Below are 14,659 nucleotides of genomic sequence, written 5' to 3' on the forward strand. Positions count from 1 at the left end.
GGCGTTGAGGGAGATGGTGCCCGAGGCGGAGGTGGTGACGTTGACGCCGGCCGCGAGGGTGATGTTGGTGTTGGCCTTGACCGTGATGTGTCCGGTGCCGGAGAGGATATCGGCATTGGCGGTGATCTCACCGGCGAGCGTCGTGAGGAGGATATTGCCCGTGCCGTTGGCGGAGACCGCAGTGGTGTTAACCACACCGTCGTTGAGGGTCAGGTTGCCGAGGGTAACGACCAGAACGATGTCGCCGTTCGTGGCGGTGGTCAGGTCGGACTGGGCGGCATCAACGACCGAGGTGGTGGTGGCGTCGAAGTTGAACTGGGTAACGGTGACCGTGACGGAGTCGACCGTGATACCATTGTCTTCGGTGACGAAGATCGAACCAGTGTCAGCAAAGGCGGAGATCAGGTTGACGCTCGTGGTGAGGTGACGAAGGGCGACGCCAATCGACTCGCTGGCCTGGAGGCGCAGGTTGGTCGCGGTGACGTTCTTGGTGGAGCCAGTAGCGTTGATGATCGAGCCCGCGTCGGTATCGATCGAGACGTTGGTCGCGGTGACGTTACCGACCGTGATGTTGCCTTCGGCACGCAGGCGGGCCGAGGAGGACGTGGCAGTTACATTGGCAGTGCCGGCCATCGTCAGGGTGCCGGTCAGCGCATTGAGGGAGATGGTGCCCGCAGTGGAGGTGGTGACGTTGACGGCGGCCGCTAGGGTAATGTTGGTGTTGGCCTTGACCGTGATGTGCCCGGTGCCGGAGAGGATGTCGGCATTGGCGGTGATCGATCCGGCGGTCGCTTCGATGAGGATGCTGCCGGTGCCATTGGCGGAGACCGCGGTGGTATTAACGACACCGTCGTTGAGGCTGATGTTACCGGTCGTGGCGATGAGGATGATGGCGCCATTGCCGGCAGTCACGAGATCCGAGCGGGCGGTGGTCGAGGTGGTGGTGAGCGAGGTGCCGTCAGCGAGGACGATGTTGGCGGAGAAGACCGCGACGGTGTCGACGGTGATGGAGGTGGACTCGAGGAGGTTGATGCCGCCAGCGGTGGTGGTGAAGGCGGCAACCGTGGAGACTTCGGTCTCGATGGCGTTGTCGGTGCCGGAACCGGTCACACCGATATTGGCGGAGGACTGGAGGCGGAGGTTGCGGGCGTAGAGATTGATGGCCGAACCCGTGCGGGCCTCGGTGTCGGTGATCGAGCCGGCAGTGGCCGTGAGAGCAATGTTACCCCAGGTGGACTGGTTGGTAAGGGTGCCGCCGGTGCGATCGGTGTTGAGGCGGGCGTCAAAGCGGTAGAACGCGATATCGGTTCCGGCGGTGACGATGATGTTGGCACCGTCGGTGCGGGCGATGAGGCCAGTAGCCTGGTTGATGGTCGTGCCGGCGACGAGCTGGAGGGTGCCGGGCGTGGTGGTGACAGTGATGTCGGCGGTGCCGGCGAAGGTGAGGCTGGTCGAGGCGCGGAGGCTGATGTTGCCGGAAGCGGTGGTGATCGCGCTGTTGAAGGTGGACGAGCCAGCGAGGGTCTCGATGAGGATGTTGCCGGTGGTGGCGGCGCTGATCGGACCGTTGGAAGTGAGATTGCCGGTGGTAACGATGACGGAGATCGCGCCCGAGGTGGTGGTGATGAGACCGCTGGAGGCGATGATCAGGCCCGCGGTTTCCTCGAGGAAGATGCCGCCGGTGGCGGTGGAACCTTGGACGGAGCCAAGGGTGGTATCGATGTCGGCGGCGCCGGCGGCGCCGATGCCGGTGGAGGCGGTCAGCGTGGCGAGACCGGTGGTAACGAGGTTGGCGGTTTCGGCGGCGGTGACGTCGGTGATGTTACCCGTGGTGGCGGTGATGGAGAAGTCGCCGCTGGTGCTGGTGATGAGCGCAACATTGACGTTGATGTCGGCGGTGTAGGTCACGGTGCCGGTGGCGGTGGTCGTGTTGACGCCATCGGTCATCACGATCGAGCCGGTGTTGGAGGTCACCGAGACGGTGCCGGTGGAACCGGTGGCGATATCGGCCTGCTGGGCAACACCGAGCTCGGCGACGAGGGTAATGCTGCCGGAGGTGGACGTGATGGCATCGGTGTTGGCGTTGACGCCGTCGGTCAGGGTGATCGAGCCGGCGGTGCTGGTGAGCTCGATGTCGCCGGTGGTGGTGACGAGGTCGGAGATCGCGGCGCCATCGGTCTGGGCGGAAGTGGCGGCGAGGAGACTGACGCGGTTTACGGAGAGGTCGGCGACGGTGGTGACCGAAACGTTGCCGGAGTTGCGGATGCGGATGGCGGCGGTAGTCGCCGCGGCGGCGAGCGTGGCAACGGTGGTGTCGAGCGCGGCGGCGGCTCCGATGCCGACGCCGGCAACGATGCGGAGAGCGGAGGCAACGATGTCGGTAAGGGTGTCGCCGGCATCGGTGACGGAACCGGCGACGGCGCGGACGCTGACGGAGCCGGAACCGGCGTTGAGGCCTGAGAGAGCGATGTTGGTGGCGGCGAAGAGGCGGATGTTACCGCCACCGGTGGTGACAGCGACGTTGTCGGCGAGCGTGATCGAACCGGCGGTGGCCTGGAGGTCGAGGGTGCCGGCGGTGCCGGTGGAGACCGAGGCGCCGGCATTCAAGGTGAGGTTGTTAGAAGCGAGGAGCGTGATCGAGCCGGTGGCGGAGGAGATGGCGGCGACGCCGACGATGTCGGACGAACCACCGGCGCCGCTGATGCGGATGTTGCCCGCGCCGGCGGCAGTGACGGGACCGTTGAGGGTGATGGTGCCGGCGAGGCTGGAGAGGACAACGTGACCGCCCGAGGCCGAGTTGACGATGCCCGCGGCAACGACGGTGAGGGCGTTGGCTTCCTCAATGACGATGGAGCCGGTGGTGGAATTGGTGGCGGTGAGGGAGCCGACGTCGGTTTCGATGTCATCGGCGGCCGTCGCGATCGAACCAATACCCGTGGCTGCGGCCAAGGTGGCCAGACCGGAGGTGGCGAGCAAGGTGGTCTCGGCGACGGTGGTGTCAGTGATGGCGGCCCCGGCGGTGAGCGTGAGTGCGCCACTGGTGCTGGAAACCAATGCGCCCAAAGTGATGCTGCCGGCCACGGAGCGCAGCGTGACGGTGCCGGAACCGTTGGCGGTGACCACGGAGGTGATGATCAAATCACCGAGGGTGACATCGAGATTGATGTTCCCGTTGGAGGCGGTGGTGACGCCGGTGCTGTTGATGGTGAGGGCGTTGGTTTCCTGGATGAAGATGTCACCCGTGCCGGTGTTGGTCGCAGCGAGGGTGTTGATCGTGGTGTCGATGTCCTCTGCCCCCGTGGAGCCGATGCCGGTGACGGCGGTAAGCGTGGTCTGGCCGGTGGTCGAAAGGAGCGCAGTTTCGGCGACGGTAGTGTCGGTGATGGCGGCACCGGCGTTAAGGGTGAGTGCGCCGCTGGTGCTGGAGACCAAGGCTCCGAGGGCAATGGTGCCGCCGACCGCCGAGGTCGTGAGGCTGACCGAGCCGGTGCCGTGGGCGGTGACGACGGCGTTCACGAGCAGATCACCGGAATCAACCACGATGGTGATCGAGCCGTTGCCCGCGAGGGTGCGGACGCCGGTGCCGTTGATCGTGAGAACGGAGGTTTCCGAGATAACGATGTTGCCACTCGTGGAGTTGGTCGCGGTTAGGGTGTTGATCGTCGTGTCGATGTCATCGGCCGAACCGATACCGGTGACGGCGGTGAGCGTGGTCTGGCCGGTGGTGGACAGCAGCGGAGTTTCAGCGACGGAGGTATCAGTGATGGCGGCACCGGCGTTGAGGGTGAGCGCACCGCTGGTGCTGGAGACCAAGGCGCCGAGGGCGATGGTGCCAGTAGTGGCATTGAGATTTACAGTGCCGGTGCCGTGGGCGGTAACGACCGAATTGATCGTGAGATCGCCGGTGGTGACATCGAGGTTGATATTACCGTTGCCAGCGAGGGTGCGGACGCCGGTGCCATTAACCGTGAGGCCGGCGGTTTCCTGGATGAAGATGTTGCCGCTGGTGGAGTTGGTGGCCGTGAGCAAGTTGATCGAAGTGTCGATGTCGTTGCTGCCGGAGCCGCCGATGCCGCTGACTGCGGAGAGCGTGGTCTGGCCGGTGGTGGTGAGGTTGGTGAGCTCACCGACGGTGTCGTTATCGGTGATGGCACCCGCAGTGGCGGTGAGCGTGATGTCGCCCGAGAAGGTGTCGACGTAGCCGAGGGCGATATCACCGGTGGTGGACGTGACGGACAAGGCGCCCGGAGTGAACGGCCCGGGGGTGATCGTCACGTTATGGAGAACGATGCCGTCGGTCTCGTTGATGGTCACGTTACCGGCACCGCTCATCTGGATGCCGTTGACCGGCGTGTTCGGGGCGCCGCCGATGATGACGACGCTCGGGGTGTAGGTGTAGCCGGTGCCACCGTTGGTGACATTAAAGCCGTTGACCGTGCCATTGATGGTAGCGATCGCAGTCGCACCGACGCCGCCGCCACCAGTGATCGTGACAGTGGGAACCGCGGTGTAACCGGAACCGGCCAGCGTGACGGTGATGGAAGTGATCACGCCGTTCTGGATGATTGCGGTCGCGGTGGCACCGCCAGCGCCCGAGATGGTGATGGTCGGAGCGGACGTATAACCAGAACCGCCGGAGGTGACGCGGATGGCGGAAACGACCGCGGTGATGGTAGCCGTGGCGGTGGCCAGCAGGCGGCCGTCACCGAAGATCAGGACGGTGGGCGCGGAGCTGTAACCGGAGCCGCCGTTGGTGAGGTTAAGGCCCGTGACGGCACCGCTGCCGTTGATGGTCGCGGTGGCGGTGGCGCCGGAACCACCCGGGAGAACGACGCCTTCGATGGTTTCGTTGGAGGTGGTGTCGACGGTGGTGTTGAGGACCACGTTGCCGGAGGCGGCGACCGCGAGACGGGTGGCGGTGATCATACCGCCGCTCATGGTGATCGCGCCACCCATGGCGCGGAGGACCACCGAGGAACCGGTGCCGGCGGCGGTGAGCGTGGCGGCGGCCGCACCCTGAGTCATAGTGATGCTGCCGGTGGTGACGCCGGCGATCAGCTCGATGCGTTTGTTGGTGGCGGCGGCGCTGGTGGTGGCGAGCGAACCGGTGGTGGCGACCACGATGCCGCCGGTGCCATCGGTGCCGGCGGTAAGAGAGAGACGATCCGAAGCGGTGATGGCGGCATTGACCAGGATGTCACCGGCGGCTTCGAAGCGGCCCCAGATGTTGGCGTCGATCGCGGCATTGACCGTGATATCGCCGGTGCGCGCGACCAGGCGGAACTGATTCGCGGTAAGCGAGGTGGGCATGGTCACCGCATTGGAGACGAGAATCGAACCGGCGTAGATATGAGTGGGGTTGTTGAAGTCAGCCGGTCCGATGTAGGCGGTCCCGGTGCCATTCAACTGGTCACCGATGATCACCGCTGTGAAGCCGGCCGCGATGTAGGCGATCTCATCGGCGCTGAGGTTCAGACGCAGCGCGGTGCTGGGAACGCCGCCAGTCGTATTGGCGCCGCCGATCAACAGCGCGCGAGCGGTGTCGTAGGGCTTGATCGTGAGAGTCGAGGCCGTGAGCGTGTCTGCAACCGTGGCGCTGAAGTTGACCTGGTTGGCGGTGATGGTCGCGTTGCCGGTGCCGATGTTGAGTTCCTGGAAGGACGCGGCGGTGTTGGCACCAGTCGTGGTCACGTCGAGCGAGGACACCGTGGTGATGCCGTTGAAGCTGATGTTACCCGAGACCGTGCCGTTGCGGCCGATGGTGACGTTGCCGGAGGTCACGTCGGAGCCGAAGGTAACGGCGGCGGCGGCGGTGATGACCAGCGGCGTGGTGGAATCAAGTGTCAGCGAAGCGATGTTGGCGAAAGTGATATTGCCGCCGGCGCCGAGCGTGAGGGAATCAGGACGGAGCGACGGGGAGGTATTGGAGCCCACGGCATCACCGAAGATGATCGTCGTATTGGCGAAGATCGTGCCGATGCCACCGTAATCGAGGGTGCTGCCAAAGCTGACCTTCACGACGTCAGCCAGGGAGGAGGAGCTGCCGATGGTGAGGTTATTGGTGACGGTCAGGGCACCGTTGAAGGTGATGCCCGTGGTGGCCTTGAGGATGACGACCTTGCCGCCGATGGTGACGGAGCCGTTGAAGGTGATGTTGGTGCCCTCGTTGATGATGAGGTCGCCGATGATGTTCACATCGCCTTGGAAGGTGATGGAGGTGGCCTTGGTAATCGTCAGGTTTTGGTCGATGTTGACCGTGCCACCGAAGCTGACGGTGGTGGCGTTGCTGATGGTGAGGTTCTGCAGGGCATCCGTATCACCAACTGCACCGGTGAGGTTGATGGCGCCGGTGGCGTTCAGCGTGAGGCTGTCGTCATTGCCGCCGTTACCATTCAGCGAGAAGCTGTCGGTGATCGAGAAGCCGCCGGCCGTGGCCGTGATCGAGCGATTGCCGTTAATTTCAATGGCATCGGTGTAAGAGTGGCTCAAACCGGTGAGATCGCTGGAGATGGTCGTGGTGCTGCCATCGCCCAGGATAATGAGGCGGCCGGTGACGACAACCGGGGAACGGAAGTCAATGGTGTCACCGCGGAGAACGGTCACCGGTCCGGGAAGGACGACCGGCGTGGAGGAGCCGTCACCGATCACGATATTGGCAAGGAGGTCGCGGCCACCGATGTAAACACTGCCACCGGCGAAGAGGCGGTTGAGCTCAGCCTGGTTCAGCACGAGGCCGGAGCTGTTGGTGAAGCCATTCTGCGTGAGCCAGACGGTCAACGCCGGGTTCGACGGATAGATATAGATGTTAGTCGTCGTGGTGACGTTGTTGCCAACGTTGAGCTCGTTGCCGGACAGGATGACGTCGGAGTTGGTGTCGATAGTCTGGTCGACGGCCTGCGAGCCGGTGAGGCTGACAATGTTCAGGTTGCCCGCGTTGGAGGCGGACGTGTTGTTGATGCCGTCGAGGTCGGTGATGTAAACCGGCTTGCCGGGGGGAACGTTGGCCGAGTAGGCGGCGACGTCGGTGAAGATGGCGTAGGGGCTGACAATGTAGCCGGCGGTGGCGGCGCCGACACCGGTGGTCGAGCGGAGGGTGAGCGTGCCGTTCTTCGACTGGATGAAGGCGCCGTTGCCGGTGCGCAGCGAAGAACCGTTGGGCAGGTAAACGATGGCCTCGGACGGAGTGGCGTTGGCCACAGTAATCGCACCGGTAGCGAAGTTGATGGAGTTGACCGTATAGCGGCCGTTACGCAGCGCCCACGAGAGCTCGGTCGGGGAAGAGATGCGCCAGCCGTTCGCGTCGGTGAAGATGCCGCCGACGTCGGTGATGAGCGAGATGGCGCCGTTGCCATTGCCCACGGTGCCGCTGTCCGCCGCACTGTAGATGCCGGCGTGGAGATTGATATTGCCGCTGGTGGTATAGAGGGAGACGGCACCGTTATTGCGGCCGAGCAGGTCGTAGTTGACCGCGTAGGCGGTCTTGCTGCTGAAGTTGATACCGCCGGCGTGAACCGTGCCAGTCCAAGTAATCTGGTTGCCGATAACGGTGAGGTCACCCTTCAGATCAAGCACCTTGGCCGGCGAACCGGTGCCGGTGAGGCTGACCGTGGCGGACGGGGCGTTGATGCGGATGCGGTCGATGTTGTTATAGGCCTCGGAGAAGTTGATGACCTGCGTGCCTTGAACGATCTTATGGTCGGTCGAGATGTCGGACAGCGTGACGGCGGCGGAGGACGTGGTCGTTACGTTGAGGTAGTCGTTGTCGGCAGCGTTGGCGGCATCGTCGATGGTGATACCGGCGGCGGCCAGGCCACCGAGGGTGACGTTGTAGGTATCGCTGGCGGCACCACCGCGAAGGGTGACGGCGAAAGAGCGGGTGGCGGATACGTTAAACGTATCGGCTGCGGTGCCACCGATGAAGGTTTCGATCGTGCGGTTGCTGTCGTTGATCGTGTTGCCGGCGTAGGTGATGGTGTTGCCTGAGCCGAGCGTGAAGAGGATCGCGCTGGTCACGCCGGACATGTCGAGCACGTCGTTGGAGTCGTGGAGCTGGTTACCGTTGCTGTCCTTGTTGTTGACGGAGTCGTCCACGGTCTTGGTTCCGTTACCGGTGATGACGTAGGTGTCGTTACCGTTGTTGCCGTAGAGAACGTCGTTTCCGATGCCACCGTCGAGGAGGTCGTCGCCGTAGCCACCGTAGATAGTGTCGTCACCCGCTTCACCATAGAGCTTATCGTTACCATTGCCGCCGGAGATGACATCGTTGCCGTTGCCGCCGTAGATCGTGTCGTTGGCGCTGCCGCTGTAGATGGTGTCGTTGCCGTCGCCACCCGTGAGGGTCGCCGCGCTGGTGCCGGTGTAAACGATGGTGTCGTCACCGACGCCGCCGTTCACCTCAACGGCTCCGTTGAAGTTGGTGATGGAGATGGAGTCGTTGCCGTTGCCGGCGTTGTTCACGAGGATCTTGTTAACGCCCGAATAGGACTTGCTGTAGCCAAGACCGGTGACAGTGACCGTATCGTTGGAGGCCGCGCCAGTGCCGGCAACCGTGAAGGCCTCGGCATTGTCGGTTTCGTAGCCGGAGCCGCGATGGACGGCATCGACACCCATGTTCAGGCGCAGCACGCCATTGATGAGGGTCGCGAGCACGGGAGGTGAACCGAAGCGCCAGACGATTGTGAAGCCGAACTTCCAGATCGAGAAGCTGAAGCTGACCTCGTTCTGCGGGATGTTGAACGAGATGCTGACGTTGATGCTGATGCTGATGTCGATGTCGGGCAACGGCCAAGGCAGACCGATATGGACGCCCACGCTGGCATAGGCGGAAGCGGAGAACCCGGTATTGCTCAGCGTGAGCGCGAAACCGGCGCGGAAGTAGACAGGCCCGAAGCTGAGATCGATACCGACGCGACCCGTGACGCGATACTCACCGTTGGAGCGGATGTAACCGTCGATGTTAACCGAGGCTACATTGAAGAAATTGACGCTGAGGCTGTTGACGCGGAACTCGAGGTAGCTGGAGTTCGCGGTGATCGTGAAGCTGGCGGTGGCCGTTTCGAAGACCCAGATCTTGAGCTTGGCGGTGACCGTGACGCTGAAAGTGCGGGCAGCGACAGTATGGCCAGCGATCGTGACAGCGGAGGTGTGGGTATTGAGCTCGAGGACGAAGTTACCCGTGAGCGAGATGAGGCTGAAGCCGAGGGTGCTGGCGCCGAGATTCAGGTAGAGCGCGAAGTAAGGCGAACCGCTGTTGGACTCGATGATCGCGCCGCCGTTGACGGTGAGCTTACCGAAGAGAGACAGATCGATCGTGGCATTAAAGGTAACGGAGAAGCCAGTCGCGGTGAAGGTGAGCGTCGCCCCACCCTTGATGGCGAAGAAGCCGACCGTGATGCTGCCACCAAATGAGAGATAGACCGTGGAGGCGCTGATCGTGCGATCCGTAAGGCCGTTGACGGCACCCGTGGTCGAATCGACACTCAGGGCCTGAATGGTGCGGGCGCTGCTGGTGGTGTTGATGGCCAGCTGGAAGCGGCCGGAGAAGCTGACGCTCGGGATGCCGAGGGTGGTGTTGGCGGCGAGTTCGATCGAACCGACGAGACCGGCGGAGCTGATCAAGAGGTAGCCGGAGGCACCGAGGGAACCCAAGGGGCCGAGGGCGGCGGTGGCCGAGAACGAGAGCTGGAATTCAGAACCGCTCAGGCGTATGTAGAACGATCCTGTGAGCGTGACGACCGATGCGAGGGTGGCCGAACCGGAGATGAATATCTCTACGTAGAGATCGGCCGCCAGGGACGTCGTGGTGGAGGGACCCGTCTTGACCGTGATCGCGGTGCCGGTGGTATTGAGGCGGAACAGAGCGGTGGCCGTGAAGGAGACGCCAGGGATGGCGAGGCCGGTGCCCAGTGTGATCGCCGCAGCGATACCCTTGGAATTGATCAGCAGGAAGCCGTTGGCGGTGGCCGTGAAGATCGAGCTGCCGGCGACCTTGATGGCGACCGTAGCAGTGGCGGTGACCAGCAGGCCGTTGTTGCCGACTTCGAGGAAGAAGGTGCCGGCGAGGAAGAAGCCAGTAGTGCCGCTGGCGCCGATACCGAGGGTGCCAGACGCTTTGACGCGGACGTATTCACCAGACTCAAGCGTAACCGCACCAAAGGTCTGGGCGGCACCTGTGGTGTTAACCTGAAGACTAAAGGTCGCGTCGAAGGCGAAGCCGGTGCCACCGGTGACCGAGCCCGCATTAAGAGTGATATCGAGGACGCCAGCGATGCGGTAGATCGGGGTCGGCTCGTCTTCATCTTCTCCAGGAGGCGTGGAGTAATTAAGAATGGAGAGGCCGCCGGTGACTTGGGCGCTGAAGATGACCGCGCCGCCAACCTGAACAGTGAGCGCACCGGAAATGGTAACGGTGAAACCACGACCGCTGACCGAGACGGCGACTTCGCCTTCGATGCGGAAACCGGCGATGTTGCCGATGGAAAATTGGATGAAGCCCGAGGCTTGGAGCTTAACGGTCGCTGCGGTGAGAACGATGCCGTTGATATTGACGTCGCCGCCGTTGGCGACCGTCCGTGTGTTGATAAAGAACCCGAGTGCGAACTGGATTTCGAAGCCAGTTCCGGTGACTGCTTGCGAGCCGGGAGGAGCGTTCGGCTGACTGGTCAGGCCGGCCTGAATCTGAATAAACGCGGCGATATACGGAGTCGTGCCATTGGAGACCCCGATGCGGAGGCCACCCGCAGCCGAGCCGATCTGGATACCGCCGATGAAGGCGCTGACGTTCATGGACACCTGCACATAACCGTTGGTGGCATCGATCGTGATGATGAACTTGCCCTTCAAGGCTGCAGCGTCGGCATCGTCGGCATCGGTGTCTCCACCAATTAAAGCGGCCGCACCCGGGACATTGAAGGCGAGCGTGCCGCCGGCGGAGAACTGGAAGAAGCGGGCTGCGAGCGTGACGGGAGCGGCGGTGAGACGGTTGCCGTTCGTCGCGTCGAACGAATAGGTGGTGATCGTCTTCGCAATGCCTGCGGTGTTGATCACCAAGTTGAACTCGGCGTCGAGCGAGAAGCCCGGGGGCAGACCGTTGGTGAGGTTGACGATGGTCAGTTCGGCGTTACCAGCGAGACCATCACTATCGATCAGGAGCGAGAGATTGCCCTTCAGGTCGAAGATGACCTTGGTGCCGATCTTGATCTTGGTGACGACGGCCGCCTGAAGGACGAAGCTGCCACCGGAGATGCCCATGAAGAAGGCGCCGTCGAAGCGGAGGACATCACCGAGGACCTCGGCATGGGCGACACCGGCGATGGCGAAGTAGGCTTTCTTGACGGTGCCGTCATTGACGAGCGTGGAGCCGGTCAGCGCGATCGGATCGAAGCTCGCATTCAGTTTCTGCGGCGTGCCGGAGATGACGATATTGTCCTCATTCGCCGGGAACATGCTCACCGGCAGGAACGGACGGAGGAACGGGGTGATCGGGATGGTGACATCCGCAGCGAACGTGTTGAAGAGCACGTCGAGTTGGCCGCCGATCTTGACGCCCGGGAAGGTCAAGGACGCGCCGAGCTTGAATTTACCGGCCATGCCCGTGGGCGTGACGAGCAGCACCGCGAGCACGCGGGCATCGAAGATCTTCACACCGGCCGGGGTGAACGAGATGCTGCCGTTGGCGAAGAGTTCGAGGCTCGTCGTGCTGACCTTGATAGAGAAGGCACCGGTGATGGTGAACTGCTCCTGGCCGCCGAAGGTAAAGCGGGCGAAGGCGTAACCAGCGATCAGCAGGGTCTTGGGCGCCAGAACGAAGGTCTGGGTCTCGCCGCGCAGTTCAAACTTGAGGGCGGTGGAAGCGGTCTGGCTGGCGATGTCGCCCTGATCCTGAAGCTGAACGAAATACTGCTTCTTGTTAACCGTGTCATTGATGCGCCAGAGGGAGCCATTGATGACCGTGGTCAGCGTGTAGCCCGCACCGAGAACGCGACCACCGGTGAACTGGGCGAGAATCGAACTGGTCAAGGTGCCGGCGTTCAGCGTGCTGATGGAAGCGGCATCGGCAATAAGCGTGGCGAACGAATCACCCGGGATGCCTTCGAGCGTGAGTGTCTCGGTCTTGGCAACGTTGGTCGTATTGACCTGGAAGGTGCCGCCAATCTTGATGTCGAGGCCGATGTTCTGGAGGAACGCGAGGTTGGTCTCCAGCTTCATGACGCCCCAGAGGCGCGGCAGAAGCGTGTCATAAATCGAGGCCGATCCAACGGTGATGCCGAGATCGCCCAAGAACGTGCGGACGCTGACGCCCTCGGCAACGGAAGTCGGGGCAAGGGAGGTATCCAGAATAAAGATACCCGCGACGGAGCCGAGGTTGCCGAGATAGATGACCTTGAAGGTGCCACCGAAATCGAGCTGGAAGCGGTTGCCGCCGCCCGGGGCTGCCTTGGCCGCAAAGTTGACGAAGCCACGGACGTCGAAGATCGGTTCGGCGGTGAGGCCGGCACCGTTCAGGGTCATGCCGCCGGACAGGCTGATATAGAATTCGCTCAGCGGCTTGCGGACGACGAGAGTCGTCGTGGAGGCAGCGGACGCATTGCCGGCGGTATCTTCAAAGGCACCGGCAGCGAAGGAGACTTCGATCGTGTATTTCTCGGCGGTCGTCGCGGGAACCGGCATGCCGCTGAAGATGAACTTGGCGCGATTGCCCGTGATCGTGACGGAGGCGATCGTCAGTCCAGAAGTAGAGACCAGATTGCCGGCGGCATTGTAAACCTTGATGACGAGGTCGGAGGCCTGGACGGTGGAGTTCTTAATGCTGCCGCCGGCGGTGGCGGGGAACAGGTCGAACTCAAAGAACGTGCCGAGCTTGTCGGACAGGATCGTGGCACCCGAGGTGAAGGTCGGCGTGATGGTCGGGGTCGCCAAGGTGAAGCTCACCGAGGTCTCCAAGTTGCCGACGTCGTTGGTGTCGCTGAAGGAGCCACCGATGAAGGTAACCGTGATCTTACCGGGGGTCAGCGTGCCGGTGATCGTGTAACGATAGGTGTTGGTGCCAACCAGATCGCCAGTCTGCGTGGGCAGCACCGCGACCGTGATTTCGGAACCGTTGGCATCGGTGAGGCGGATTTCCGGAGCAGCGTCCAGAATCGTGTCGGCCTGCAGACCGGAGCCCGTGGCAGGGCGGAAAGTGATATCGAGGTAGCCTACCCCGTTAAACAGGGTGAATCCGAGCGTGGCGTTGGGAGCGATGCCAACGATTTCAGCGGTGCTGCCAGTGACCGTGAAGCTGATGCTCTGTGCGAGGTTGGTGTAGTTGGACGAATCGGTGATGCTGTTGGCGGCGAGGGCCACGGTGACAGCGCCAGGCGTGAACGCGCCGGTGAAGGAATAACGGTAGGTGTTGGAGGTGCCTTGACGCACGCCGGTGGCGCTCAAGACGGCAGTCCCCTTGCCTACTCCGGTCATGGTCAAGGGCGGGCCGGCTGCAAGATTCAGGAGCGAGCCCGAAGCTGCGCTCGGCGAGAACACAAAGTCGATATAACCACGGGCATTGATGTCGGCCAGGCCCGCGGTGCCGCCGGCGTTCGGGGTCGCACTGGTGAAGGTGGGGCCATCGATGCGCAAGGTGACGGTGGAAGCGATGGCGGCGGGGGCCGTGCCGGTGCCCGAAATGGTCTGCGCCCATGAGCTGGCGATGAAGGAAACCGTGACGGTGCCGGGAGCCCAAGCGAAGCCGGTGTTGGTGATCTCGTAGCGGAACTGCTGAATGCCCTTGTTTTTCAGGAGAGTCAGGAGAGCGGCTTGCGAAGCAGCCGTGACCTCGGACGCACTGGAAAGACCGGTGGACGCACTGATCAACATTTCGACCGGCTTGGGGCTCGAAGCGAGGTTGAGGGTGAGGGTCGTGCCGTTGGCCAGCGTGAGGACGGCGGTAAACTCGGCACCGGTGTCGAGAATGGAGGCGTAGTCGAGGGTGCCGCCGGGGCCGGGCGTAAAGATGACGTCGAGGTAGTATTTACCGGAGACGGGGTCGACCTTGAGCGAGGTGACGTTCGAAGAAGAGCCGGGGAATACCACATTGCCCGTCGTCGGAGCCGAGGCTGCACCGACTGCGTTGGCCACGGTGAAGGCAACTTCCTGTCCACTCTCATTGCGGAAGCCCATCTTGAGTTTACCGTCAATCGTGAGCAGGCGGACCTGGTCAGGGAGATCGGCAAGGAACAGTATGGTCACGGCGCCATCGGCAACCTTGGAAAGGTCGGCGTAAAGTTTGCCCGAGACGCTGAGCAGGCCGCCCGCGAAGTTCAGCTGACCGGAGATCAGGATCTTCCCGTCGGTGCTGATGATGAGGCTGACGACGCCGTTGAACACGAGCTCGGAGGTGTAGATCGAGTAGATCTTGGCCGAACCCTTGATGATCATCGGCGAAGTGAAGGCCGCGGTGAAGCCGTTCTGGCCGGGGTTGGCCTTGATGCTGAGGTATTGCTGGAAGACCTGGCTCTTCACGCCGGCCAGCCAGCCATCAGCCGTGGGCACAGCGCTGACGTTGAACGCAGGATCGCGCAGGGCGAGCGGGTCATCGATCGAGGGCAGGCTCTTGAAGAACTCAACGCCGGCGGAGAAGTCGTTCAGCGTGAGGCCGGAATTGGGCTCGATGAGGATGCCG

Annotated in this window: 1 protein-coding gene (cut by a window edge); it reads right to left on the reverse strand. The window is 62.8% G+C overall.

Annotated elements, in window-relative coordinates:
* The coding region annotated (locus FPL22_RS10475) for a beta strand repeat-containing protein (protein WP_203235146.1) crosses the window boundary (this coding region is incomplete at its 3' end): on the reverse strand, window positions 1-14,659 show 14,659 of its 27,378 nt. The annotated region continues 12,719 nt past the right edge of the window.

The organism is Rariglobus hedericola, from assembly GCF_007559335.1.
GTDB classification, from domain to species: Bacteria; Verrucomicrobiota; Verrucomicrobiia; order Opitutales; family Opitutaceae; genus Rariglobus; species Rariglobus hedericola.